This is a genomic window from Candidatus Villigracilis affinis, assembly GCF_016705895.1.
Taxonomy (GTDB): domain Bacteria; phylum Chloroflexota; class Anaerolineae; order Anaerolineales; family Villigracilaceae; genus Villigracilis; species Villigracilis affinis.
Genome location: NZ_JADJKT010000004.1, coordinates 115,143 through 140,525, shown reverse-complemented (window position 1 = coordinate 140,525; position 25,383 = coordinate 115,143). Strand labels below are relative to the sequence as shown.

Genomic DNA, 25,383 nt, shown 5'->3' with positions numbered 1-25,383 from the left:
AAATGACTACCAAAACAACTTCAATGATTGTACTGGGCTTGATTGTGATCGCTGCCATTGCTGGCCTGGCTCTTTGGAATCAGCTTCCAGACCAAATGGCTTCCCATTGGAATGCCAATGATGAAGTGGACGGAACCATGCCAAGATTCTGGGGCGTGTTCCTGCTGCCACTGATCACGTTGGGAATGTTCGTGTTATTCATCTTTATTCCCAACATTGACCCACTAAAAGCAAACGTTGCGGAATTCCGCGAAACTTTCAATCTTTTTATCGTGTTCTTCGTGGCCTTCATGCTTTATATCCACGCGCTGACCTTGGCATGGAGCCTCGGCTACAATAATTTCAAAATGAGCGCAGCCATGCTGCCGATGATCGGCCTGCTGTTCTTCTTTATCGGCTATATGTTGAAGAAGGCCAAACGCAATTTCTTCATCGGGATTCGGACCCCGTGGACTCTTTCCAGCGATACGGTCTGGAATAAAACGCATCAACTCGGCTCGGTCCTGTTCATGCTTTCTGGAGCATTCGCCATCATTGGAGGATTCTTCGGCGGCATGCTGGCCTTCTGGTTGATGTTTGTTCCGCTGATGGGATCCACACTGTTTCTGGTGGTCTACTCTTATATTTTGTATCGTAATGAAATGAAGACCTAAACAAAAAGCGCGGCTTCAAAAGTGCCGCGCTTTTTGTTTCACGTGAAACCGTCCACGAGATATGACCACGGCCACAACACCGTCAGAGATTCTCACACGCATCAGATAAATTCGGAGAAGAAATGTTTATTCCATATTCCATCATTGGCTACACAGGCATGATCCTATTGCCGCTTATTGCTGGTTTTTTCATCGCGAAGAAATTCAAGCTTGGCTTCAAAGATTTTCGCAAACTATTCACAGTAGGCGCGTTGACTTTTATCGCATCACAGGTGCTGCATATTCCCGTTGTATATGGGCTGACTGCACTGTTTTCAAACGGCATACTTCCATCGCCAGATAAATCTATAACACTGATCTTCAACGCGGTTGTGTTGGGTTTACTTGCGGGTATATTCGAGGAAACAGCTCGCTACATTTTATTCAAAGCCATTCGCAAATCAACAGACACATGGAAAAATGGAATCGTCATCGGGCTTGGACATGGTGGCATCGAGGCGATCTTGCTGGGCATCATCTCGATCTCAACGATGGCACAAATGATTGCCATGCGAGATCCGTCCAATCTTTCTGCATTGAACTTACCAGCCGATCAAGTTGGGCTTGTTCAAGAACAAATTAATGCATATTGGACTCAGCCCGATGTCATGCCTTTGTTCGGGTTTATGGAACGTATCTCAGCGATGAGTTTACATATTGGCTTATCGATTCTTGTGTTGTACAGCATTGTCGCCAATCAAAAGAAATGGTTTTGGATCGCATTACTCTGGCATGCATTTGTCGATGCAGTGGCAGTTTATGTATTTCCAAAGATCACAGCTGGTGAAAATGTTGCCGTGAGTGTTTTTGGATTCGAGCTAATGATCTTGCTTTTAGGTGTTGGGGTGTTGGCATATGCCATTCGACTCCGTACCAACTTCCCCGTCAAAAATGAAGCGCAAACAAAATAGAACATTTGTTCTGGTTTCAAGAATCAAAAAAATCCGCCGAAGAAAATCTTCGGCGGATTTTTTTGATTCTATTGATTATCCCAAATGCATCGGCATGATCACGTGTAGGAAATTATCGTCACCCACCGGCTTGATGACACCAGGCGCATTCGCCGCAGATGTTTCCAGCGCAACGTTCGGAGTCTTGATCACTTCCAACGCTTCGCGCAAAAACTTGACGTTGAACGCGATCAACACACTGCCGCCATCCACAGTCGCTTCAACGATGGTCTCGTTTTTACCAGTCTCTTCAGATGTGGCGGAGATTTCCACTTCACTTGGCTGCATTTCGCCATTCGATTGTTTGATGTCGAAACGGGCAACGTTCGAACCTTCACGCGCAAAGATCTCAGCCTGCTTGCAAGCCTTGAGCAGCGAGGCTGTGGAAACCAGCGTGCGTGATTTGTAACTACGCGGAATGATCTGCTGATAATCCGGGAATGTCCCATCGATCAATTGCGAAACAACTTCAACGTCCTTCACACGGAATAAAACCTGACCACGATTCTTCGGCGCAACCATGTAAATGGGTTCTTCATGATCCGAAGCCACGCGAGCCAGTTCGCTCAACGCGCGTGACGGAATGATCAAATTCAACGGCTGGGGCACGGGATTCGAAAGGACTGCCTTGCGAACCGAAAGACGGAAACCATCTGCCGCTGCCATCGTAAGTTTGTCCTTTTCCACATGCATCAACACGCCCATCAACACAGGGCGGGCTTCATCGGTGGATGCAGCAAAGACAACCTGCTGGATCATTTCTTTAAAATCAGCCACGTTTAATTGAACAGCGCCATCCATTTCAGGCACAGGCAGCGGAGGGAATTCCTGCGCATCAATGCACTTGATATCGTTATTCGAAGTGCCGCCTTTTACATGCAGGTTTTGAGTCTTCACATCCAATGCCAACTGCACCTGATCACCCGGCAAAGTATTCACCAAGTCAGCAAAGGTACGCGCAGGGACCGTGGTGGATCCTTCCTCGTCGATACGAGCCGCGATCCAACAGGTAATGCCCAACTCAAGGTTGGTGGCCGAAAGCCTCAAACGGCCTTCATCACTTGCGATCAAAATATTAGATAAAACAGGGAGGGTACTGCGCGGCGAAACGGCGCGGGAGACAATACTCAAACCGCGTGCAAGGTTTTCTTGAAGGACAGTTACTTTCATAGGTTATCGCCTCGGATGATTTTTTTGAAAGTATATCATTAACTAACCGCCGACAACCAAAGATATACCCAGAGACAATAATATAATCAGCAACTGGCACGCGAACAATCCTGCAAACACATAAGCTACATACGTCCACACTGGTGTTGCTTTTGCGGCAGATCGCGGGCGGATATCCTGCCCCTCCGCCAAAGCCTGCGCGGATAAAGCCGCCTGCCCAAAATCATTCATCCAGTAAACGCCCGCCGCATCATCATTGACGATGAGCCTGCTCCCATCAAATGAGCGGATCCACGCCTCGACATGGTCGGGCAAATTCACAGCCAGTGAACCAGATAATACCAAGGCATTCGCTTTCACATCGGCAGGAATGGCTTCGCCCGCCTTCAGCACGGTCACGGGTAATTTAGGAGCCTGCCTGGCAAATACCGACTTGACCGCCTCGCCAAATTTCCCATCATGGTCAAAGACCACCACACGGAATTCCGATTGCTTTTCCTCCAATACATCAGCTTGCGCCGCGCCGTCTTTGCGCAACGCCATAAGGTGATAAGCCAATACCACAACGAATACGATCAATGCCTGCAAGGCTGTCAATATGCTGTTCAGAAAATCCTTTTCGACTTCGCCCTTCAACGCGGCCTGGATCAACAGGAAAATGATCATTCCTGCTGGCACCATTGTTCCCAGAACAGACGCGAACAAAGCCAGATATAAATATGCCTTTCTAACAATGGAACGGCGCGCATGTCCACCCGATTCACCATCGGCGAGTGCCTCTGCCTGCATGGGCCGCCAGGTCATTAACCAGAGCGGCAACCCCACAGCAATAACAGAAATCGCGGCGGCCAATTGTTTCAACACAGTATCCGCCGCAATGACGTCCACGTTTTTATTGGTAAGCTGGTCAATGATCAACATAAACAGCAAGAGCACACCAGTGATCGTTGTTGCCAGCCCAATGGTGGAAAGAATGTAAAAATAGATTCGCTTCATTCCCGAGCGGCGTGGAATACTCGACACTGACTCGAATTGTTTGTTTAGCCAGCCGCCATAGTAGCCCCACAAAACGCCAAAGGGAATCACCAACGAAAGCGGACCGCTGATATTTTGAAGAAGGTCTGTGTTCGAGATATTTTCTCCAAAAAGGCGGCTGAGCAGATCGTAAAGGATGTTCCCGCCCGCTGTCAGCACAGTGATGATGCCGCCGAGCGCAAGCAGGTAGAGAATGATAAGGCGCAGAACAGACCCACTTTCATCAGGATCAGGCAAGGCGTCCTGAATGAAGCGCCAGGCAAAGAACCAGATCGGCGTACCCACCACCAGCAAAGCGGTCGCGTTGACAAATGTCTCGCGTCCGGAAGTCCCGATCAAATCTGTGGGGATTTGTAAAATGAATTGCAAAATTTGCTGTGTACCGAATACGACCATCAACAAGCCGTACAGCATCCACAAGTAACGATAGATGCGGCGAATATCTTTGAAGTTTTCAGTATCAGTCAGAGCGGGCCATTCGGCGCGGAGAATGCTCCAGAAGTAGGCGGCCATCAACAGGTTGAGAATGATCGCAATGAGGTTATCGGGCCAGGATTGCGTGCCGCCGATCAAAGCACGTTCGTATGAAATCCTGGCTGCACCGATGAAGGCGCGGTTGAGCAATGCCAGCAAATTTTGCACAGCTGGGATGAGTGTGGCAAGCAATGCGCCATACAAAAATACAGCGCGCACCGTGGCAGTTTTCTCCTCCTCTTCACGCGCCGAGACCCGCTGAGCCCACAACCAGTGGACAAGAAAAAATGGGATTCCTACCAAAATAAGGGAAAGTGCCGTTGCCAGCGCCTGTGCGTTATCGGTGATCAGGTTCGGGTTGACAATGGAGCGGATCAAACCAACCAAGCCCCACAACACCACCTCGAAGCTGATCAGGGCTACGGCATAAAAGTAAAGTCTTCTGACTGTTTTCATGATTCACTCCATCTCGCCATTGCGAGGGCAGCTATTACTTAAATTGTTCCTGATACCAATCGTATGCCCAGAAGTTATATGGCATGTAGGTCAGTTTCCAATCACCGTTCTGATTGACAAGTTGGGCGCGGTCTGTATTGGTGTAGCCGCCGGAAAATGGGTCACTGGGAGAGTACACCATATCCAAATCAACAAGGGCGTCAGCACCATCAATTTCCGCAGTTCCTACATCCACACCAACGTTATCTGAATAAATACTTCCATTAAAGAAGGACTGCCGAAATTGTTCATAGCTGGGTTTATGCTCCTTTTCGGCAAGATAGGAGTAGGCTTTTTTGTAATCATCGTTTGTGATAGCCAGCACATAGTTATAAACCACCGCCTCGGGTGAATCCGCGGTCATGTATTCCCTTTTGTCTTCTTTTCGCGTGAAGAACAAAACGAGGGCAAGCAGGATCAAAACTCCAATGCCTGCCAGAATGCCGATAAGAAATCGATCCTGTTTCATAAGAACCTCCGTGTCTAAATTCATTGTATAGGTTCAAAGATGAAAAGGCAAGGTAAAAAGTTCCCCAAGGCCTTTGGTATACTAGCCATATCTCATATTTCAAGGAGAACAAAATGACCATTTCCGCCCCCCATTGGGATCTAACAAACGTATATCCTTCGCTTGAATCAAAAGAATTCAAGGCAGCTGTTGAAGATTACAAAAAACAGGTTGCTTCTTTTGGAAAGTTTTTCAAGAACAAACTGAGCAAAGCTGGCCCGAAATCCAAAGCCAGGGAGTTGGCACCCCTCATAGGCGAAGCCATTGACCGCATCAACAAAATCCAGACCCTTTCCTCCACGATCTTCCCATATATCTACTCATTCGTCACCACCAATTCACGTGACAAAGTGGCCATGAAGACCCTTTCCGAAATGGAGCAGGCCAGCCTGCCGATGAGTCAACTGTTCACACAGTTCACCGCATGGGTCGGGGCAAATGCCCAAAAGCTGGGTGATGATCGTCAAGTTGAATCCCTCGGCAAAGGCACACGCCTTCATGCTGAAGGAATCTGCACAGCAGAGCAAATACCTGATGAGCGAGATCGAAGAGCAGCTTGCCGCAGAAATGTCACTCAGCGGCGGGAATGCCTTCGGCAAATTGCAGGGCTCGGTCGTTTCGCAGATGTCAGTTGAATTCGAACTCGACGGCAAAGTGGAGAAAATGCCGATGCCCGCGTTGATCAATCTGCGCTCGCACCCCGATGAAGCTACGCGCCGCCGTGGATACGAAGCAGAGAACATTGCCTGGGAAGGTGTAAAAGAAACACTGGCCGCCTGCCTCAACGGGGTCAAAGGTGAAACCGTGGTCTTGAACAAACGCCGTGGACGCAAGGATGCAGTCCATTCTGCCATTGACGCGGCACGCCTCGACCGCAAGACTCTCGAAGCCATGCTCGAAGCGATGAAAGATTCCTTCCCAATGTTCCGTAAGTACTTCAAATCCAAGGCGAAGAAGATCGGCAAGAAACAACTCGCCTGGTGGGATATCTTCGCCCCGCTCGGAAAAACGGATAAGGTGTATTCCTACGAAGAAGCGCGCGATTTCATTCTCGAAAACTTCGAGAAGTTTTCTCCCGATCTGAGTGTGTTCGCCAAACGCGCCTTCGACAACAATTGGATCGATGCTGAACAACGCGAAGGCAAACGCGGCGGCGCATTCTGTACTGAGGTACAGGGATTAAAGGAAAGCCGCATCTTGTGCAACTTCGACGGTTCGTTCGATCAAGTCAGCACGCTGGCACATGAATTGGGACATGCCTTCCATAACGAATGTGCCTATCAGGCAAACAAGACGGTGTTACAGCAGCTCACGCCCATGACTCTGGCCGAAACTGCCTCAACCATGTGTGAAACGATCATCACTGAAGCAGTGCTCGCCACAACCAAGGACCCACAGGAAGAACTGGCCGTGCTCGAAGCGCAGATCCAGGGTGCGGGGCAGGTGGTGGTGGATATTTATTCGCGCTTCCTGTTCGAGAAGGAAGTGTTCGAACGCCGTGAACAATCCGAGCTTTCTGCGGATGACTTCAACGACATCATGGAACGTGCCCAAAAGGCCACCTATGGCAACGGCATCGACGAGAAATACCTGCAAAAATTCATGTGGACTTGGAAGCCGCACTACTATTCTTCCGGGCTTTCCTTCTATAATTTCCCGTATGCCTTCGGCCTTTTGTTCGCCACGGGGTTGTATGCCATTTATCAACAGCGCGGTGAAGCCTTCGTACAGGATTACAAGAATCTGCTTGCATCCACAGGCGAAGAAAGCGCGGCAAAACTCGCCAAACGCTTTGGTATTGACATCACCACGCGCAAGTTCTGGGATGACAGCCTCGCCATTATCGGTAAACGCATCGACCGTTTCTGCAAGTTGTAGTCTTATGGCGCAGGGTGCGTCGCACCAATTTTGATAGAACGATCCAACCTTTTGGTGCGACGCACTTTAAATAAACTTTGGAGGTAGGCAATGACAAGACAAAGGAATATTTTTATCGGCCTTTCAGTCGCTTTGCTGGCAGTGCTGGCGTGTAATGCCATCCTGCCGCAAAGCGAATCCAATGCCCCCATCTCAACGCAAGCCCCGATCTTCACCCTGTCTCCTCTGCCGACCAAAAGCGGCCAGCCACAAACAGAAGATGAGGTGCCGCGCGTCTCTGTAGAGGATGCAAAGCTTGCGCTCGATAGCGGTGAAGCGGTCATTGTGGATGTACGCAGTTCGGAAGCCTATGCCGAGGTCCACATTGCCGGGGCTGTCTTAATTCCATTGGGTGAGTTTGAAGGCAATATAGCGAACGTGCCGCTCGATAAGGATCAGTGGATCATTACCTACTGTACCTGACAAAATGAACACACGAGCGCCCGTGCGGCGTTCCTGCTTTTACATAACGGATTTACCAAAGCGACTCCCATCCTTGGCGGCCTGGCCGCGTGGATGGAAGCGGGTTATCCAACGGAATAGATGAGCATTCTCAGGGTTGACCATGTTCAAATCGCAATGCCAGTTGGCGGCGACGCGGAGCGTGAAGCGCGGGCTTTCTTCGTCGACCTGCTTGGGTTTCATGAAGTCCCAAAACCGCCCGAGCTTGCAAAACGCGGCGGAGTCTGGTTCGAGTCTGATTCTGTGAAATTGCATATCGGGGTCGAAGCGGATTTCCGCCCCGCGCGCAAGGCACATCCTGCTTTCGTCGTGGATGGCCTTGATGAGTTACTTGCAAAAATCCAACAAGCAGGGTTTGAAACAGACACGACCCAGCCGCCGCTGGATGGCTACAAACGAGCACACATCTTCGACCCGTTTGGAAATCGAATCGAGTTGATGGAAGCAACAGGATGACAACAAACTCATTTCGCGTCACCCCATGGGAAACAGCAAGCCCACCAACCGAGGAATTGTTATATACGATCATGGCAGGCCAGGGATTGAATCCCTATTCATGGTCGAATGGTCCGCATGATGTTTATTCGGCGCACAAGCATGGTTTCGACAAGGTGATCTATGTGGTCAGGGGCAGCATCACCTTTGGATTGCCCCTGCTTAAACAGAAGGTCACCCTCCATGCAGGCGATCGGCTCGACCTGCCAGCGGGTACGGTCCACGATGCGCAAGTCGGCGCCGAGGGTGTGGTGTGTCTGGAAGGACATCTGTAACGAAATTTCGATACAAAAAGAGGATGCGCAGAAGCACATCCTCTTTTTGTTATCATAGTCATCACTTTATGAAAACGCCTGAATTCCCGTTTGCGCCCTGCCAAGAATCAGCGCGTGGATATCGTGTGTGCCTTCGTAGGTGTTAACCGCTTCCAAATTCATCACATGGCGAATGACGTGGAATTCATCTGAAACGCCATTGCCGCCGTGCATATCGCGTGACATGCGCGCGATCTCAAGTGACTTGCCGCAGGAGTTGCGTTTGATGAGCGAGATCATCTCAGGCGTGGACTTGTCTTCATCCATGAGTCGTCCCACGCGCAATGCGCTTTGCAAACCGAGCGTGATCTCCGTCATCATATTCGCCAATTTGAGTTGAATGATCTGATTCGCCGCCAGTGGACGTCCAAACTGCGGACGGTCAAGTGTGTATTGACGCGCGGCATGCCAGCAAAATTCCGCCGCCCCAAGAGCACCCCAGGCAATTCCATATCGTGCCTTGTTCAAGCATCCAAATGGACCTTTCAAGCCAGAGACATTCGGCATCAGGTTTTCATCGGGGACGAAGACTTCTTCCATCACGATCTCGCCTGTAGTGCTGGCACGCAGGCTGAATTTGCCTTCGATCTTCGGGGCGCTTAATCCCTTCATGCCTTTTTCCAAAATGAAGCCGCGAATTTCACCATCCAATTTTGCCCACACGATGAAAACATCGGCAATCGGGGAATTGGTGATCCACATTTTGTTGCCATGCACAATATATCCGCCATCCACTTTTTTGGCGCGGGTCTCCATACTGCCAGGGTCACTGCCATGATTAGGCTCGGTGAGACCGAAACAACCGACCCATTCTCCGCTGGCGAGTTTGGGCAGATATTTCTTCCTCTGTTCTTCGGAGCCGTAGGTATAAATGGGATGCATGACCAGCGAGCTTTGCACACTCATTGCACTACGGTAACCGCTGTCCACGCGCTCCACTTCGCGGGCGATCAGGCCGTAGGAGACGTAATTTAATTCCGAGCCGCCGTATTCTTCGGGCAGGGTGCTGCCTAAAAACCCCAGGCTGCCCATTTCATTCATGATGGAGCGGTCGAAGCTCTCATTTCGATTCGCTTCGAGGATGCGCGGCATTAACTTGTCCTGGCAGTATTTGCGTGCCGTATCGCGGATCATGCGCTCTTCATCGCTGAGCTGGTCGTTGAACAGGAAAGGATCGTCCCATTTGAAGGTTTGTTTTGACATGAGGGCCTCTTTTAGAGAATAGTGATTAGAGAGCAGAGAATAGCAAATCGCGTTGTTTCTGGTGATTGTATCAAATGTCAGAGTTGGGTTACTGCCGCAGAAAACAGGAACAGTTCCGAGATTTACGATTAATCGCAATTCAAAAAGAGGACTTGTCTGGTGACAAGTCCTCTTTTACTATTCGCGAATCTCGGTTCTCTTCTTACGCGTTACCGGTCAACCAGCCGCGCAGATCCATGGCTTTCACCACGCGATCGATCGCAACCATGTAGGCTGCATCGCGCATGTAGACCTTTTCCTTTTCGCTGCGGTCAACGACGCTGTTAAAGGCGGAGGTCATCTTCTGGTCGAGTCTTTCGAGCACTTCTTCCTTCGACCAGTAGAAGTTCATATCGTTCTGAACCTGTTCGAAGTAGGAGGTGGTCACGCCGCCAGCGTTGCAGAGGAAGTCGGGGATATTGAAGATGTTGTTCTTCTTGAAGAATTCGTCCGCTTCGGGTGTGCAGGGGCCGTTTGCGCCTTCGGCAACGATCTTGATGTTCTTGGACATCTTGCCAACGGTATCGGAAGTGACCTGTCCTTCCATCGCGGCGGGGATCAAGACATTGGCTTCCTTGGTGATCCAGGCGTCGCCGTCTTCAACGATGTAACCAGCATCCTGAGCCTTGGCCTTGTCGATCGTGCCGTATTCATCAACGATGGTGAGCAGGAAGCGCGGATCAATGCCGCCCTTCTTGCTGTAGGTGTAAGCCTTCTTGTCGTGGCGATCCCAGCAGGAAACGCAAGCGACCTGTCCACCGAGCATTTCAACGAAACCGGCAGCCGCATATTGTGACACGTTGCCGAAACCTTGAATGGCGGCGACGGAGTTCTTGCCATCGATCTTGAGGTGCTTCATTGCTTCGCGGACGGTGTAGATCACGCCATAGCCGGTGGCTTCGGTGCGGCCCAAAGAGCCGCCGCCGCCAAGCGGTTTGCCGGTGAATACGCCGGGGGTGTATTGGCCGACGAGGCGGGAATATTCGTCCATCATCCAACCCATCATTTGAGGAGTGGTACCAATATCCGGAGCGGGCACATCATTGCGTGGACCAATGTTCTTCCACATGGCACGTACCCAACCGCGGCACATTTCTTCTTTTTCATTGACAGTAAGAGTGGAGGGATCGACGATAATGCCGCCCTTGCCGCCGCCCAGAGGGATATCGGCAACTGCGCATTTCCAGGTCATCCAAGTGGCGAGAGCGCGGACGGTGTCCATGGTCTCATTCGCTGCGAAACGAATACCGCCTTTGTTGGGGCCACGGGCATCGTTGTGTTGTACACGGAAGCCCTGGAAGACCCTCAACGAGCCGTCGTCCAAACGCACGGGGATGCGGAACGAAAATTCGCGCATCGGCCAGCGCAAGACCTCGGCGACACCGGGATCGAGCTTCAATTGCTTGGCAACTCCATCGAATTGCTTCTGTGCCATTTCAAAGGCATTGATCTGTCCTGACATTTTTTGTTCTCCTTGAATGAAGAATTTTGAGAAAATATAAGCGGGCACCCCGGACGGGGTACCCGCTCTAAACACGAGTTATGTCAATCGACTGAACCATAAAGTTAATCCGTTAAATCACAATTACTCCTGAACTTTACACGAGAATCATAATGAAGTCAATATGACAAAAATCCGCATATTTAGGATTATTAATGATGATTTTTGACTACTTTTGCAGGATTTCCGCCACTACTCGAACTTTGGGGCGCGCTTCCCCAAAAACGCCGCCACCCCTTCTCGATGCTCCGCCGACTTACCTGCCTTGTCCTGCAGGATGCCTTCGTAGTGAAGCGCATCCTCCAAATTGGGAAGGATGGCGTGATTGAAAGCCTGCTTCCCCGCCGCAAACGCTTCACGCGGACCTGCGGCCAGTTTGCCCGCAACCTGCATGACCAGCGCATCGAAGTTGAATCCACCCACCTGATTGACCAATCCCCACTCATAGGCCAGATGGGAAGTGATGGGCTTGTTGGAATAAAAATACTCCTGCGCGCGTCCCAGCCCGATATATTTCGGCAGGAACAAGGAAACGCCAGAATCAGGCGCAAGCGCGATTCCACTGAAACCCACCACAAAATATGCGCTGGATTTTGCGATACGCAGATCACAAGCCAGCGCAATGCCAAACGCGGCGCCCGCGCACGGTCCGTTGACTGCGGCGATGACAGGCTTACCCATGTTGCGGATCTGCAAAATGAGCGGGTTGTATGTTTTCTCAAGATGCTCGCGGTAGGAAATCGCCCCGCCTTGTTTCATTTCGGTGATATCCTGCCCAGCGCTAAAAACCTTCCCAGCACCGGTGATGACCACACATTTCACGTTCGGGTCGTTCTCCGCGTGTGACAGGGCGTCCATCAGGGCATTCGTCATTTCAAAATTAAAAGCGTTGGCGCGTTCGGGGCGATTCAACGTCAGGATCGCCGTACCAGATTTGAGGTTCGTGTTGAGCGTTGTCATGAGTCCTCGGTACAAAAAGCGACAGTCACCTTGTGCAAGGTGACTGTCATTGTTTTGAAAACTATTTATTCAGGGAAATCATCCTGCTGATCTTCGTCGCCTGCATCCACTTCGTATTCAACGCTTTCGCCGTCGAGATATACCCACAGGAGCAGCATGTGCCCATCGGGAGTATCAACATTGCGGGCGGCGAGGATGGGGGCGGTCTCTTCAAGACCGGATTCGGTACGATAATGCAGATGGATGGATGATTTGTTGTGCCAGGCGGTATAACAACGCTGCACAAGCGCTGGCCCGTTGAACGTACGCAGGCGTGTTAGCGCGGGGACCGACAGGGTCGAACTTTCGTTCAAACCCAATGCCCAGCCGTCGTTGACGTGCTCAAAAATCGGCGGGGGACCTTCGATGATCGTAATTTTATCTTCCATAAGTTTACCTATAGTTTTACCTAGCGGGAATATACCACAACAATGCAGATGAATCGTTTCAGAATATTATTAGAATTTTTTTGCAAGGTTAAACTGTGAATATAATTACAAATATGAGCAAAATGACCCCAAAAATAATCCTCGAGGGCACGCGCCTGACGTTCAAAACCGACATCGCTTTTGCCCTCAACGAGCACCCACGCATCGTGGGCCCGCGAAAATACAAATACCACTCGCCGCTCATCTCCGGCGAATGGTGCGCCTTCACCAATTTCCCCTGGGGACGAGGCCTGATCAATTTCGAGCCGCATGAAGAATCGCTCGCGATGGAAACTTACGAAACATGGGTGAAGCTCTTCGAGTTGCAGCGCTATTACTCATGGATCGTGGACCGTTTTCATCTTTCCACGCGCATGTATCAGCTTAACACCTACCAAAAAGATTACGATTTCCGCTGGCTTGAAGAACGCCTGCTCCCGCTTAATTTCCGCCTGGTGCTGCTCACTCGTTCCCCTGAGTCATTCGAAGCCGCGCGCGCCGAAAGGCTCAAGGTCTCGGGCAATCCATCTCAATATGATGACCTGAATCTTTTTATTGATGAACAAAAATTGATCCGCAGGCTAGCCAGCGAATCAATTTTGCCAAAACTCGAAATTGATATTTCAGATAACAATATCCCCGCCGCCGTTGAAAAGATCGCCGACTGGATGGAATCTTCGGGTGGATTATATATGCCGTAAAATTTCCTTCACCAAACCCGGCCCGCGATAGATCAAGCCTGTATAAACCTGAACAAGCGCCGCTCCCATATCAAGGCGGCGTTTTGCATCTTGCGGAGTCATAATTCCGCCCGCGCTCACGATCGGAATTTCACCGTTCACTCTTTTTACGGTTTGATGAAGAACCGCTTCGCTCCTACCCTTGAGCGGACTCCCGCTTAAGCCGCCTGTTTCTCCCCGCAAATTTGATCTCAGCCCATCGCGTGCAAGGGTCGTGTTCGTAACGATCACACCGTCCATCTTCGTGCGCAGAATGGCTTCGATGGCATCATCCAATTCCGCTTCTGAAAGATCTGGCGCAAGTTTGACAAGGATGGGCAGATTCTTCTCGTGCAGTTTCTGCGAAACAAGCCGCTGTTGATGCAAATGAGAAAGCAGGTTTTCCAACGCCGCCCGTCCCTGTAATTCACGCAGGCCCGCGGTATTCGGCGAACTGATATTGATGGTCAGGTAATCGGCGTATTTCGAGAAGACATCCACAAGCGAGACATAATCGAAAACGGCCTCCTCATTGGATGTATCCTTATTCTTGCCGAGGTTGATCCCCAACATGGCGCCGCCCCGATGAATGGAGTTGATAAATCTTTTTTGATTGCGCGGCTGAATGCCATAAATGCGTTCGAATAAACCAGAGCGCAGCGACGGATTCAATTTGAGCTGCATAAACTCGGAGCCTTTGCTCGGGAAGCCCATGCGGTTGATCACGGCTTCATCCTCCACCAGGCGGAAGACTCTCGGGGATGGATTGCCAGGTTGAGGCCGAGGGGTGACCGTTCCAATTTCCACGTGACCAAACCCCAGTGCGGCGAGTCCGCGAATGGCAACGCCGTCCTTGTCGTAACCGGCGGCAATCCCAACGGGATTCCTAAAAGTCAATCCGAATGCTTCGACCGGTTTTGGCGGGGATTTGAACAACTGCTCCATGATCCAGCGTGAAGGAGCGAAATTGCCTGTGATGCGTAATGCGTGAAGGGTGAGCGCATGGGCGTGCTCGGGATCGAGCCGAAAAAGATAAGGGCGAATGGAGTTATACATCAAGTCCTTTTTTACGATATCCGCACATCACCCGTTCGGTGATGAAGCCGTACTTTTCATAGAGTTTTATGGCGGCCGCATTATCCGCATTGACCGTCAGGCTTATCTTATCAGTTTCCGGAAAAGACAGCATCCAATCCATGCCCGCAGCAAGCAGGGATGCCCCAAGGCTGCGCCCGCGCACCGATCGATCCACACCGATGAAATCCACATAGCCGAGACGCGCATCCGATTCGATTTTACAGAAGTGATACCCTTTCAATATCCCATTTTCAATCCCGAGGAACAGGCGGCGGCTTTCGTTTATTCTTTCAACAATCTGCCGCGCCGTGAAATAAGTGGTCGGGAAAAGCTCATTATGCATTTGCTCGAACGGCTCAAAAAATGATGGTTGAAACTCAATCACTGAAAATGAATTTGGGGACAATGAAAGTTTTTTACATTGCGCCCGCGCCAGAGTCATGATCGCGTTTTCAGAACGGGAGAGAAAAGCATGTCTTTCAGCAAATTCTTTGATGTTCACGTTATGAACATCAAAGAAAAGGTCCTGCTCCCCGATACCTGCAGGGATGACCTTTAAGCTGGCTGCATACAGATCATCTGCAAGGGAGTGCCAATCTGCATGTTCGATCAGCGGACCGAAAAGCCAGGCGCGGTTGACCTCGGGGTCTGCATCCACACCAAAAACGCCGACCAGTTGATCGTCAGCATAGGCGAGATGGAATCCCTCTGCAGGCGGAACGACACATTCCGCCAGAGAAGCACGCACATCGGCTTCTCCTTCGCCGAAAAAACCGATATGATGAGTATCTTCACTGTTCAAACGAACGACGAAACTGATTAATTCTTCAAAATGTTCTGTGCCGCAGGGGATGAGTTTGGGCTGCATTTTCACTGTCCTCTTTTATGCTAAAATCACCTTTGTATCCATTTTATTTTATCGTACCGCAAGCCATTACCATACGGAAAATATAATGTGGATCTCAAGCAAATCAGTGAGGGCAAATGAATTCAGATAAACTCAGGCAGGCCATTGCACTTATTCTGGAGGGAGACAAGCGGGCGGCTTTGTCCCTTTTAAGCAAGCTTGTCCAGGAAGAGCCTTATAACGAGGCGGCCTGGATCTGTTTATTTGAATGTGTGGAAAGCGTTTCGAAGAAAAAGTATTGCCTGCAAAAGATCCTGGCGATCAATCCCGACAACCAAAATGCGCGCAGCGAACTTGAAAAATTAACATCCAAACATACCGTCATCGCACGTTCAATACAGGAACCTCTATCGGTGAAAAATGCAAGGTCCGGGCTCCCTGTGAAACGGGAACCAAAATGGATCTATTTTGACGGGTGGGGTAAGCGTCCAAACAACTCGCGCTACATACCGATCATGCTCGGCATATTGATATTTTGTATCACCAGCGTGCTTTTTTATTATATTGGCAGGTATGGAATCAGCGCCCAAGCAAAACATCCGCTGCTTCCGAACATAGAGGTCACCCGTCCGCCATTGCTACTCAGGCAGACGGAACACCCTCAGCCTTCAGCCATGCCTTTATTCCATGCAGGCCAGCCCATTTTGCCGCTGATGCAGGCGGAGCAACAGCAATCACTGGCATCAGAAACACCGTTATCACCAACGTACCTGATGGAACAGTCTTTGAATGGCTATCTGACCGCGATCGAAGGCCAAAACTGGGTGACTGCATATGAATATCTATGTGCAGAGATCAGGAATGTGGTGCGCAGCCCGAATGATATGGCTTATCGTGTATTTTTAGAATTGGGTCGTCTTTCAATCCCCGATACCCACAAGATTCTTCCACCCCCTGACCGGCCCAATCGGGTGATATACAACCTTACCAGCACAACCTGGTGGGGCGGCCCATATGAAGCCAGAGTGGAAATGGATACCTACAAGATATGCGGCACAGGCAAAGAACGCGGTGATCTTCTCAATCTGTTGATACCGTCTGAAACGCCTCTTAATATCAGTCAGTGACAATGGCAATAGGGAGTCATGACTCTCCGCATTAATGGTTGTTTTCCAAAAACCTTCTCGTGGCGTCGATCTTGTCCTTTTCCACTTTACCCGTAGACTCCCAGTGGTCGAGCATTTGTTTGATGGTCAATACAGAGTGCATGGAATAGCCCGCCTGTTCAAGCGATTCTTTTGCGCCAGACTGGCGATCTACCAGAACGACCACATCCTTCACGGCCAAACCAACAGCGGTCAGTTTTTCGATGGCTTCGAATTTGCTTCCGCCGGTGGTGGCGAGGTCGTCAATGACGAGGGCGATCTCACCCGCATGATATTCACCTTCGATCTCGGCCTTGGTGCCGTAGGTCTTCACTTCCTTGCGCGGATAGATCATCGGGTAATTGCCCTGCAGGGAAACGGCCGTTGCGATGGGAATGGCGGCATAGGGCAGGCCAGCGAGACGGTCAAACTTCAATTCTTTTAACAGAGGCAGATAAGCCGCGCCGACCTGCTCCAGCAGTTTGGGATAGGTGATGATCTGACGCAGGTCAATGTAGATGGGGGATTTGAGCCCGGATTTGAGTGTAAATTCACCGAATTTGATGCAGCCAGCAGAGAGCAGGCCATCGGCAAGGGATGCCAGATTGGGGTTGAGTTCTGTCATGGATGGATTCCTTTTCGATTATCTGAGCTTCAATTCTCTTTTGATATTCAATATCTCATCGCGTAATTCGGCGGCGGCTTTGGCGGGGTTTTGTGCGCGGGCCACAGCGCGTGAGACGGGCAGGAGGATTCCCTTGCCATCTTTGCGCAGGCCAGCCTTTGAGCGCCAATTCCAATTCGCCGCCCTGTGCGCCGACGCCGGGTGAAAGGAACCACAGATCAGGCGCGGCGGCGCGGATCATTTCCATGATCTGCGGATGGGTGGCACCGACGACGATGCCGATATTATTCTTTTCGTTCCATTGCTGGGCGAGCTGGGCAACATACAAATACAAGGGCATGGGGCTGTCTGACCCCATCGGCATGACGAGCAGGTTTTGCAGATCCATCGAACCTGCGTTGGATGTTTTGCAAAGCAGGAAGACGCCTTTTTCAGAATTTTGAAGGAAGGGATCGATGGAGTCTTTTCCCAAATACGGATTCAAGGTGATGCAATCCACGCCGAGATTCTCGAAAGCGGATTTGGCGTATGCATCGGCGGTGGAGGCGATATCGCCGCGCTTCGCATCGAGGATAATGGGAATGCGCGAGCCCAAGCGGTTTGATTCTGCATTGATGGCTTCGATGACCTGTTTGAGGGCGGTCCAGCCTTCGGCGCCGAAGACTTCGAAGAAGGCGGCGTTGGGTTTGAATGCCGCAGCGTAGGGAGCTGTCTGCTTGACCAGAGTCAGGCAAAAGTCGAGGGCAGATTCGGCGGTGGGTTCCTTGAGGTCGGGAATGTGCGGGTCGAGTCCGATGCAAAGCAGGGAGGATGAATCGTCGACGCGTCTTTCGAGAAAAGTGAAAAAGGTTTCCATTGGAGTGGTTACGTCCTGAGTATGGATTAAAAAACCGCCCTTCGATGCGATCAGGGCGGATGTTTTTTATTCAAGGATGACTTCCCACTTGCTCATGCCTGGCTGGAAGATCAGGTTGCTCAGCCAGCCGAATTGATCCCAGAGGAAGGTATCCCAGATGTTGGAACCGAAGCCGCGGCATTCTGCAAAAAGGAAATCGGCGGGCAGGGTATCGGGCAGGTCGCAAAACACGGATTCAGAATCCATGCCGCCCGGCATGGACGGGACCGAGCCTTCGCGTGAATTGGTGAGGTTGGGGGTCGGGATGCAGTCTTCGTACCATGAGCCGTTGCCATCGGGCATGCGGCAGACGGAGCGATCTTTGACCTTGGCAAGCGGATAGGTGTAGGCGTCGAATACTTTGTTGCTGGGATTCAGCAGGCGCGCAGTGTCGCCGCCATCGCTGAGCAGGATGCGGGTTTCGCTGCCGAAGAATACGGCGCGGTCACCGGGCGCAAGGACGAGGTCGGGGAAGGTGAAGGGGGTCGAGCCTGAGTCGGCTTCGTCATCCAGCTTCCAGCCTTTGATGTTGATATCGACAGGGCCGATGTTCTTGATCTCGATGAATTCGTCGTACACATCCACGCGGCCATCGCGATTCCAATCGTAGCCGGGGCGCTGCAGGAATTCGTTGATGATGGGACGCCCGACGGGTTCGTAGGTGGGCGTGCGGGTGACGGTCTTTGTGGGCGTGACGGTCTTGGTCGGCGAAGGTGTGCGCGTGGGGGTTTGGGTGATGGGCGTGGCTGTGCCAGTGGCTGTGGGGGTGGCCGTAGGCCCAGGCGGGGTTGAATTCTTCTTGCCGGGCGTGCCCCAGATCGGATTATTGCCAGCATCATAGCCATAGCGTTCAACGCCTTGATTCGTGTACCAGGCGGTATCGCTATCCACTTCTGTGACGATTCTTTCCATGCTGGCAAATGTAGCGGAATCGCCAGCAGGCCAGCTGCCATCATCTTTATTCGCGGTGTCGATCACATTGCCCAACAGGTCCACCAATTGCAGAATTTCGCCGTCGTTGGTGAGGCCCAAACCGCTATCGGTTTGATTGACCGTGACAGGTTCGGTGCCCGTTGAAAAAACGCCCGAGTTGTCGGCCAAAATGAAAAATGCACCGGGGGCGATCTTGCCCGCCAATGTGACTTCCCCTGAGCCGTCTTTTAATTTCCAGCCGGTGATATCGATCTCGACCGTGCCGGGGTTGTAAAGCTCAATCCACTCATCGGTGCTGCCTGTGGTCGTACCAGACCAGGCCACTTCGCTGATGACCACCGCCATGCCAGCGGAAGGGGTAACTGTGGCAGCCTCATCATCATCTTCGCCGATGATGGTGGGTGTGCCAATGCCCGGGGTTGAGTCTTTATCAAATTGATCAGAATCCCATACTTCTGCAAAGTTCGTCAATGTACCGGTTTGTTTCACCGTGGCTGTGATGGTTAATTTCGCAGTCGCATTACCGGCAAGGTCTCCCACGCCCCAAAGCCCTGTAGCTGCACTGTATGGGGTTGCACCAGGCCCGCCTCCGCCGGTTTGGACACTGGATACAAATGTAAAGAAATTCGTATCCAACAGGTCTTTCACGACCACACCCGTGGCGTTCAGCGGACCTGCATTGGCGACCGTGACAGTGAAAATAATATTCTCACCTAATTTTGGCGTTGGGTTGTTGACTACATTTGAAAGGCTTAGGTCGGCGTACGGGGTTCCGTCGTCATCGTCTTCGTTATTGACTGTGCCATCGAAGCCGGGTGTTGAGTCGGGGTCAACCTGATCGCTGGTCCAAACTTCAGCATAGTTTGTACCTATTGGATTTGTACTGGACGACGTGGCTATGATATGTAATATAGCACTTGAACCCGCACCGGAAGGCGTCAAAGACCCCACAGTCCAAGTTACAGTACCGCTATTATGGACTCCACCGCCATCATCTGTAACATAAGTCAAATCTGGAGGCAGTACGTCTTGTACCGTTACATTTGTCGCAGTGTCAGGGCCATTATTTGTAACGGTGATCGTAAACTCTACAGGGTCACCACTGACCGTTGGAGTAATTATGTCAACTGTCTTGGTCAGGCTTAAGTCGGCTACCAAAGGCGTGGCAGGTGCAGCATCATAATCGTTTTCTGAAGCGACGCCATTTCCCGGAGTGGAATTGTCATCAAATTGATCGCTCGTCCATACTTCGGCAATATTTACCTTTGCACCGGGCGAGGCAATTCTTGCGTTGATTATTAAAGTAGCTGTACTTCCATTTGCCAAAAACCTATCGCCCAAATCCCTGAGCTGCTGTTATAGGTTCCAAGGTTGTGTGAAATATATTCCACACCAGCAGGTAAAACATCTTTTACCGTTACACCGGTTGCATCACTAGGCCCGTTATTGATTACAGGAATTGTAAATTGTACATATTTGGTAGGTGGTTGTACTGCTAACAGTATTGGTAATAATTTAAATCAGCTTTTTCAGCGGTTATTACACTAGTATCGTAATCATCTTCTTGCGTTGGAGGGGTTGGACCATTCCCTGGAGTCGAGTCATTATCAGGTTCAGCAGAAGTCCATACTTCTGCTGAATTTGTATACACACCACCTGTGAGGGGGGTCTGCGCTGTAATTTTTAGTGAAGCGCTGTCTCCATTAGCCAAAGACCCTATTATCCAAATTCCTGTCCCATCATTATATGTTCCCCCGCCGTCATCCGTTACATAAGTCAACCCCGTGAGTGAAAGGTCGTCCATTACAGTTACCCCTGTTGCAACATTCGGACCACCATTAGTTACTTTGATTGTGAATACTACATTATCACCTGGGAATCTGGCCGAGGAAATAGGAGTTATTGTCAAATTCAGATCCGCAATAGTCGTTATTCCCACACTGGCGTTATCATTTCCAGAATTAACAACGGCTTCTACATTTGACACAGCAGCAGCTGAATAAGTTTTCGGCGAAGTTGTTGTGTTTTTTGCTGTTACATGCAAAACAGCGTTGGAATTATTCGCTAATACCCCCACTGTCCAAACACCGGTGCCATTATTGTATGCCCCGCCGCCATCGTCTGTTTGCCATGCCAATCCCGCTGGTAAAGCAGCATTAACTGTTACATTTGTAGCAACAGCAGATCCCGCTGAATTGCTGACTGTAATTGTGAAAACAATATCCTGATCTTTGTTCGGTGTTGCATCATTCACGCTCATTGTCAAAGACAAATCCACATCGGGAGCTTGTTTCAACGGCGCGGCGCTGGCCGAGTCACCGAGCATCGCAGGCGCGGAAACGAACGCCAGCAGACTGATCAGCAGGGTGATGAAAAACAACACACGCGAAAAACGGATCGAGTTTTGCATAAGCACAGAAAAAAACGAAGGGAGATTCAGCTTGAAGCGGGCACCCAGGCACAAGTCACATGAGGATACGCGCAGCGAACCATCCGCAACGAAGATTATACGCCACCCTGCATTCTATTGTCTATGAAACAGGTGACAGCCTCGCTACATGAGACCGTCACCTGTTTGTACTAACGCGGTTCGATTGTAAATTTTACAGCCGTACGAACCTTTTCATCAATGTTGACTTCCACGAATTCAGGCGTGCAAACAACATCGATTCCATCGAGCTTGAGATATCCAGTGGCCAATGTCCACGCCTTGACGGCCTGGTTCACTGCGCCAGCTCCAATGGCTTGCACTTCTGCCCGTTTATGTTCGCGGACAACGCCCGCGATCGCCCCGGCGACTGCAGAGGTACGGGAGAGAGCAGAAACTTTGATAACATCCATGGCAACCTCCCAAGGTTGGCTAAGAAGGGAACGGACTTACTTGTGCATTGTACATGGTTCACTTAACAGATTCAAGTAATATATAGATATTTATATGGAATCGTAATAGTAGTAGAGCCTGTGGATAGTGTGGATAGATTCAAAGCCTCCCTGCATATGCTGGACTCAAAAACGAATCATCCGCATCTGGGGCTTGATCCTGTTTTCAAGCATCCACAACCTGTGGATAGATTCTGGATAGATTCCCCGAAAAAAACACTGCGTAAAAGTACTTAATCCCAGTTTTCCATATTTCGGTAAAACCCAAAAACACCCCCCATATATGGGGGTGCCGTTTTTTAAGTTTTCAATCCCCATCCGGCAGAAAGGGGCACCTTGTCCACAGGCAGGGGGAGTTCTCCACAGTTTTACGGCAGTTATCCACAGTTTTTTTGGCTTGTTGAAAATGTTGTCTAAACAATCACCCCTAAATGTGGGCATCAGATTGGGTATTTCGGATAGCAATATGGAGAATTCAGTCCGCACTCCAAAAAAGAGGGCTGACTCAAAAGAGTCAGCCCTGAAATTCGTGTAATTTTCTTGAAAAACTAGAAGGAGCGGCTGAGAGCGCGATAAAGCATCTTGGCAAATTCGCCGCGGGTCACAGGCTGGTCGGGCGAGAAGGTGGTGTCACTAGTGGCGTCGGCCACACCCATGCCGTATGCGCGGATGACAGAATCGGCATAAAAAGCACCAATGGAAACATCAGAGAAGGCTGCATTGCGAACACTGCTGTAAATAGGGCTATTCCAATAAGAGTTGATCACGGTGACGGTGTTCAAGTAGCCGCCTGTAGCGCCAGCATTGACCACATTGCCCATGATGGTGACGATCTGACCGCGGGTGAGCAGGTTGTTCGGGTCAAAGAGACCGCCGCCCACGCCGTTCATGAAACCGTCATCACAAGCCTGCCAGACCCAGCCAGCGAACCAGTCGGAGGCAGCCACATCGGTGAAGTCACAGCCAGCGGGAGCCGAGGTCGGGAGCATGGTGTCATCGTAGCCATTGGAGATTTCGAAGAGTGTGGCAGCTTCGGCGCGGGTGAGAGTGGTATCGGGGCCGAAGGAACCATCGGCGAAGCCGCTGATCAACTCGAGGTCGGCGAGGTAGCGGACGTAGACTTCATTCTCATGACCGGCAACATCAGAGAAATCAGCACAATCCACTAATTCAGAGGGGTCAATGGCAAGGTGATCGCGCCAGTAATCAAGCAGTGTTAAGTTTCCAGCCGCATCTTCAGGCTCCATGGAATAGGTCCACGGACCGCTGGCTGTGGCGGGCAGGGTGATCACCCAGGAGAGTAATTCATTATCCGGGCCGATCGGTGCGGGCGGGGCAAAGGTTCCAGTGGTGGAAAGATTCCACGCGCCAAAGCCGGAGTAGGCCGTTCCAGGGAACAGCAAGAATTCATCAGATAACAAGGACCAGTACTCGGTGGTATTACATTCCAAAATACGGAGGCCGCGGCCGGCGACGAGCAGGGATGGGGGGGAACCCATAATACCGTTCATTGGGAAGGTATCTACATAGTTGGCGCCCATCACAGAATCGGCGGCGGGTGTGGTGGGAGCACCAGCACAATCATCGGTATCCACGGTGATGGTGAACTCGACCTGATCGCCATTGGCAAGGGCCAGGGCGGTGGCAGTGAAGTCATAGGTGAAGGTGCCAGAGGCATCGCTGGTGCCGTTGATGGTGGCGACGAGTTGGCACTCGCTCATGGCATAGGCAGCGGCGGGGACTTCGCGTGCCCACATGAGGATGTTCTTGGTGCCAGCGGCCATGCCGGTGGCGGCCCAGTCCACATCTACATTGGCGCCGGATGAAAAATCTGGGATGGCAGTGATGGAAGCATCACCTGCCACTGTGGCGGCGGAAGCCATGCTGAATTGCGCCAGCACGAAGACAGCCAAAAGCAAAACAGTGAAAATCTTCTTCATATATTTCTCCTTGACGAGGTATGAGATTAGGGTGATCTGTACAGGCCCTATGTTATTAAAACGTATGAGAAGCGAAAAAGAGACGGGTAAATGCAGTCAATTTTTGAAATTGGTGGAAACAAAAATGGGCGGACCCGTGAAAGGGTCCGCCCGAAAATCAATTTACATGTATATTTTTACTGCCTGCTGAGCGCGCGGTAGAGCATCTTGGCGAACTCGCCGCGGGTGACGGGCTGGTCGGGCGAGAAGGTGGTATCGGAAGTGCCATCGGCAATGCCCAAACCATAGGCTTCGATGACCGGGGTGGCGTAGTACGCGCCAACGGGCACATCGGTCCATGCGGCCTCACGAATGGGGAATGGAAAACCAAATCCCCAGTAGGCGGTCATAATGTTGACGGTATTAATGAAGCCGCCGTACAGCAAGGGGGAAGCATTGGCTACATTGCCCATGATGGTGACGATCTGACCGCGGGTGAGCAGGTTGTTGGGGTCAAAGAGACCGCCGCCAACGCCGTTCATGAAGCCGTCATCACAAGCCTGCCAGACCCAGCCAGCGAACCAGTCGGAGGCAGAGACATCGGTGAAGTCACAGCCAGCAGGAGCGGAGGTGGGGAGCAAGGTCTCATCGTAGCCATTGGAGATCTCGAAGAGGGTGGCGGCTTCGGCGCGGGTGAGGGTGTTGTCGGGGCCGAAGGAGCCATCCGCAAAGCCGCTGATCAGGCCGAGGTCGGCGAGGTAGCGGACGTAGACTTCGTTCTCATGACCGGCGGTATCGGTGAAATCGTCGCAGGCCGCCAATTCCGCGGGGATTACTGGTACGGCGTTGCGGAAAGGAACCGCTGGGGGGGTCACATTTCCGGCCTTATCGCTTACCGTAAAATAAACGGTCCATGGGCCAGTGGCGGTGGGTGGGAAAGTGAACTTCCAGGAGAGCAAGTCGCTGGTTGCGCCGATTGGGGCAGGCGGTGCAAAGGTGCCGGTGGTGGAAAGGTTCCATTGATCGAAGCCGGAATACGGGGTCCCGGCGGGTAGGCCGAAATCATCTGCTCCAAGCGCCCAATATTCGAAGGTGTTGCAAGAAACCGTATCCAGCGCTCCAGCAGCGGCGGCTGTGGAGGGGGGATTGCCCTTGATTCCATTCACGTATCCTGTATCTACATAGGAAGTGCCCATAACGGAGTCGGTGGCGGGTGTGGTGGGAGCGCCAGCGCAGTCATCGGTATCCACGGTGATGGTGAATTCGATCTGGTCGCCATTGGCGATAGCCAGAGCGGTGGCAGTGAAGTCATAGGTGAAGGTGCCAGAGGCGTCGCTGGTGCCGTTGATGGTGGCGACGAGTTGGCACTCGCTCATGGCATAGGCAGCGGCGGGGTATTCGCGCGACCAGATGAGGATGTTCTTGGTGCCAGCGGCCATACCGGTCGCAGCCCAATCCACATCCACGCCAACGGCGCGGCTGAAATCGGGAATGGCAGTGATGGAGGCATCCCCCGCGACGGTAGCGGCGGAAGCCATGCTGAACTGGGCCAGCATGAAGACTGCCAACAACAAAACAGTGAAGAGCTTCTTCATTTAGTTCTCCTTGATAATATGTGAGGTTAGGGTAATCTGTACAAACCCTTTGTTATTAAAACGGAT

Annotated in this window: 24 protein-coding genes; 8 read left to right on the top strand and 16 right to left on the bottom strand. The window is 51.3% G+C overall.

The window, feature by feature from the left end; genetic code table 11:
- Nucleotides 1-2 precede the first annotated feature (2 nt).
- Both IPI86_RS02015 and IPI86_RS02010 read left to right on the top strand, forming a co-directional pair.
- Nucleotides 3-653, top strand: a complete 651-nt coding sequence (locus tag IPI86_RS02015; protein ID WP_345296308.1) for an SdpI family protein — start codon at nucleotides 3-5, stop codon at nucleotides 651-653.
- A gap of 122 nt (nucleotides 654-775) precedes the next feature.
- Nucleotides 776-1,603, top strand: a complete 828-nt coding sequence (locus IPI86_RS02010; RefSeq protein WP_345296307.1) for a YhfC family glutamic-type intramembrane protease — start codon at nucleotides 776-778, stop codon at nucleotides 1,601-1,603.
- A 75-nt stretch (nucleotides 1,604-1,678) separates the two neighbouring features.
- Here IPI86_RS02010 and dnaN read toward each other — a convergent pair whose 3' ends face one another.
- The 3 genes from dnaN to IPI86_RS01995 are packed head-to-tail and all read right to left on the bottom strand — an operon-like array spanning nucleotide 1,679 to nucleotide 5,285.
- Nucleotides 1,679-2,812, bottom strand: coding sequence for a DNA polymerase III subunit beta (gene dnaN, locus IPI86_RS02005; protein ID WP_345296306.1), 1,134 nt, complete (start codon nucleotides 2,810-2,812; stop codon nucleotides 1,679-1,681).
- A gap of 42 nt (nucleotides 2,813-2,854) precedes the next feature.
- On the bottom strand, nucleotides 2,855-4,777 hold the full coding sequence (locus IPI86_RS02000; protein WP_345296305.1) for a DUF5671 domain-containing protein: 1,923 nt from the start codon (nucleotides 4,775-4,777) through the stop codon (nucleotides 2,855-2,857).
- A gap of 34 nt (nucleotides 4,778-4,811) precedes the next feature.
- Nucleotides 4,812-5,285 carry a hypothetical protein gene (locus IPI86_RS01995; protein WP_345296304.1) on the bottom strand — a complete coding sequence of 158 codons (474 nt, stop codon included), beginning with the start codon at nucleotides 5,283-5,285 and terminating at the stop codon, nucleotides 4,812-4,814.
- 477 nt (nucleotides 5,286-5,762) lie between these two features.
- On the opposite strand from IPI86_RS01995, the gene IPI86_RS01990 reads away from it, so the two are divergent.
- From IPI86_RS01990 to IPI86_RS01975, 4 genes are all read left to right on the top strand, one after another.
- On the top strand, nucleotides 5,763-7,202 hold the full coding sequence (locus IPI86_RS01990) for a M3 family oligoendopeptidase (RefSeq protein ID WP_345296303.1): 1,440 nt from the start codon (nucleotides 5,763-5,765) through the stop codon (nucleotides 7,200-7,202).
- Nucleotides 7,203-7,292: 90 nt separating this feature from the next.
- Nucleotides 7,293-7,664, top strand: coding sequence for a rhodanese-like domain-containing protein (locus IPI86_RS01985; RefSeq protein WP_345296302.1), 372 nt, complete (start codon nucleotides 7,293-7,295; stop codon nucleotides 7,662-7,664).
- 120 nt (nucleotides 7,665-7,784) lie between these two features.
- Nucleotides 7,785-8,159, top strand: a complete 375-nt coding sequence (locus tag IPI86_RS01980) for a VOC family protein (protein ID WP_345296301.1) — start codon at nucleotides 7,785-7,787, stop codon at nucleotides 8,157-8,159.
- Complete coding sequence (locus tag IPI86_RS01975) at nucleotides 8,156-8,473, top strand: cupin (protein ID WP_345296300.1); 318 nt, start codon at nucleotides 8,156-8,158, stop codon at nucleotides 8,471-8,473. The genes IPI86_RS01980 and IPI86_RS01975 overlap by 4 nt, the downstream gene beginning before the upstream one ends.
- 66 nt (nucleotides 8,474-8,539) lie before the next feature.
- Here the strand turns inward: IPI86_RS01975 and IPI86_RS01970 are convergent, their stop codons facing one another.
- From IPI86_RS01970 to IPI86_RS01955, 4 genes are all read right to left on the bottom strand, one after another.
- Nucleotides 8,540-9,715 (bottom strand): acyl-CoA dehydrogenase, encoded by a 1,176-nt coding sequence (locus IPI86_RS01970; RefSeq protein WP_345296299.1) that lies wholly within the window; start codon nucleotides 9,713-9,715, stop codon nucleotides 8,540-8,542.
- A 202-nt stretch (nucleotides 9,716-9,917) separates the two neighbouring features.
- Nucleotides 9,918-11,216: a Glu/Leu/Phe/Val dehydrogenase gene (locus tag IPI86_RS01965; protein ID WP_345296298.1), complete on the bottom strand. Its 1,299-nt coding sequence runs from the start codon at nucleotides 11,214-11,216 to the stop codon at nucleotides 9,918-9,920.
- 231 nt (nucleotides 11,217-11,447) lie between these two features.
- Entirely contained in the window at nucleotides 11,448-12,215 is a 768-nt protein-coding gene (locus tag IPI86_RS01960) for an enoyl-CoA hydratase-related protein (protein ID WP_345296297.1), read from the bottom strand.
- A gap of 65 nt (nucleotides 12,216-12,280) precedes the next feature.
- Entirely contained in the window at nucleotides 12,281-12,643 is a 363-nt protein-coding gene (locus IPI86_RS01955; RefSeq protein ID WP_345296296.1) for a hypothetical protein, read from the bottom strand.
- Between the two features lie 122 nt (nucleotides 12,644-12,765).
- On the opposite strand from IPI86_RS01955, the gene IPI86_RS01950 reads away from it, so the two are divergent.
- A complete protein-coding gene (locus IPI86_RS01950; RefSeq protein ID WP_345296295.1) occupies nucleotides 12,766-13,383 on the top strand; it encodes a hypothetical protein in 618 nt (205 codons plus the stop codon).
- Here the strand turns inward: IPI86_RS01950 and IPI86_RS01945 are convergent.
- Complete coding sequence (locus IPI86_RS01945) at nucleotides 13,369-14,457, bottom strand: quinone-dependent dihydroorotate dehydrogenase (RefSeq protein WP_345296294.1); 1,089 nt, start codon at nucleotides 14,455-14,457, stop codon at nucleotides 13,369-13,371. The two genes, IPI86_RS01950 and IPI86_RS01945, sit on opposite strands and share 15 nt — an antisense overlap.
- Complete coding sequence (locus IPI86_RS01940; RefSeq protein WP_345296293.1) at nucleotides 14,450-15,346, bottom strand: GNAT family N-acetyltransferase; 897 nt, start codon at nucleotides 15,344-15,346, stop codon at nucleotides 14,450-14,452. The genes IPI86_RS01945 and IPI86_RS01940 overlap by 8 nt, the downstream gene beginning before the upstream one ends.
- A 116-nt stretch (nucleotides 15,347-15,462) precedes the next feature.
- Here IPI86_RS01940 and IPI86_RS01935 point away from each other — a divergent pair, with 116 nt between their 5' ends.
- Complete coding sequence (locus tag IPI86_RS01935; RefSeq protein ID WP_345296292.1) at nucleotides 15,463-16,452, top strand: hypothetical protein; 990 nt, start codon at nucleotides 15,463-15,465, stop codon at nucleotides 16,450-16,452.
- A gap of 31 nt (nucleotides 16,453-16,483) precedes the next feature.
- Here IPI86_RS01935 and pyrE read toward each other — a convergent pair whose 3' ends face one another.
- The 7 genes from pyrE to IPI86_RS01900 form a co-directional block, all read right to left on the bottom strand.
- On the bottom strand, nucleotides 16,484-17,095 hold the full coding sequence (gene pyrE / locus IPI86_RS01930; RefSeq protein WP_345296291.1) for an orotate phosphoribosyltransferase: 612 nt from the start codon (nucleotides 17,093-17,095) through the stop codon (nucleotides 16,484-16,486).
- A 55-nt stretch (nucleotides 17,096-17,150) separates the two neighbouring features.
- The gene (gene pyrF, locus IPI86_RS01925) at nucleotides 17,151-17,951 is read right to left on the bottom strand and encodes an orotidine-5'-phosphate decarboxylase (RefSeq protein WP_345296290.1); all 801 of its coding nucleotides are present in this window, start codon (nucleotides 17,949-17,951) and stop codon (nucleotides 17,151-17,153) included.
- A gap of 66 nt (nucleotides 17,952-18,017) precedes the next feature.
- Complete coding sequence (locus IPI86_RS01920; RefSeq protein ID WP_345296289.1) at nucleotides 18,018-20,249, bottom strand: lamin tail domain-containing protein; 2,232 nt, start codon at nucleotides 20,247-20,249, stop codon at nucleotides 18,018-18,020.
- A gap of 169 nt (nucleotides 20,250-20,418) precedes the next feature.
- Complete coding sequence (locus IPI86_RS01915; RefSeq protein WP_345296288.1) at nucleotides 20,419-21,333, bottom strand: DUF11 domain-containing protein; 915 nt, start codon at nucleotides 21,331-21,333, stop codon at nucleotides 20,419-20,421.
- Nucleotides 21,334-21,503: 170 nt separating this feature from the next.
- On the bottom strand, nucleotides 21,504-21,764 hold the full coding sequence (locus IPI86_RS01910; RefSeq protein ID WP_345296287.1) for a stage V sporulation protein S: 261 nt from the start codon (nucleotides 21,762-21,764) through the stop codon (nucleotides 21,504-21,506).
- A gap of 587 nt (nucleotides 21,765-22,351) precedes the next feature.
- Nucleotides 22,352-23,743, bottom strand: a complete 1,392-nt coding sequence (locus tag IPI86_RS01905; RefSeq protein ID WP_345296286.1) for an S-layer homology domain-containing protein — start codon at nucleotides 23,741-23,743, stop codon at nucleotides 22,352-22,354.
- Between the two features lie 176 nt (nucleotides 23,744-23,919).
- Entirely contained in the window at nucleotides 23,920-25,317 is a 1,398-nt protein-coding gene (locus IPI86_RS01900; protein WP_345296285.1) for an S-layer homology domain-containing protein, read from the bottom strand.
- Nucleotides 25,318-25,383 lie beyond the last annotated feature (66 nt).